The following is a 291-nucleotide window of genomic DNA, read 5'->3' as shown; positions in this document are numbered from 1 at the left end:
ACGCAGTGAACACGACCCCGGCCAGCTCAAACGCAATGTCATGTCTCCCGGTGGCACCACAGAACAGGCCATCCAGACCTTTGAAGAAGGTGGCATGAGAGATCTGGTCAAGAAGGCCTACTCAGCCGCTTACAAGCGCTCCGGGGAAATGGCCAAAGAACTCGCCAATAAACAGTAACCAATAACGGGAGACACGGCTTCATGCTGGCTGACATTCTGATCACCATTCTGCTCATTGCCTCGACGTTCTACCTGACGATCGTGCTGCTGCGCTTCCTGCTGCAACTGGCC

The 291-nt window shown here is 55.0% G+C and carries 1 protein-coding gene; it reads left to right on the top strand.

Features of this window, described 5'->3' with window-relative positions; genetic code table 11:
• Positions 1-178: pyrroline-5-carboxylate reductase family protein (locus BIU97_RS17250; RefSeq protein ID WP_302846697.1), on the top strand; the 178-nt coding region annotated here is incomplete at its 5' end.
• Between the last annotated feature and the right edge of the window lie 113 nt (positions 179-291).

The sequence above is a fragment of the Curtobacterium sp. MCBA15_009 genome, from assembly GCF_001864895.1.
In the GTDB taxonomy this organism is placed as follows: Bacteria; Actinomycetota; Actinomycetes; order Actinomycetales; family Microbacteriaceae; genus Curtobacterium.
This window is presented reverse-complemented; position numbering and strand designations above follow the sequence as displayed.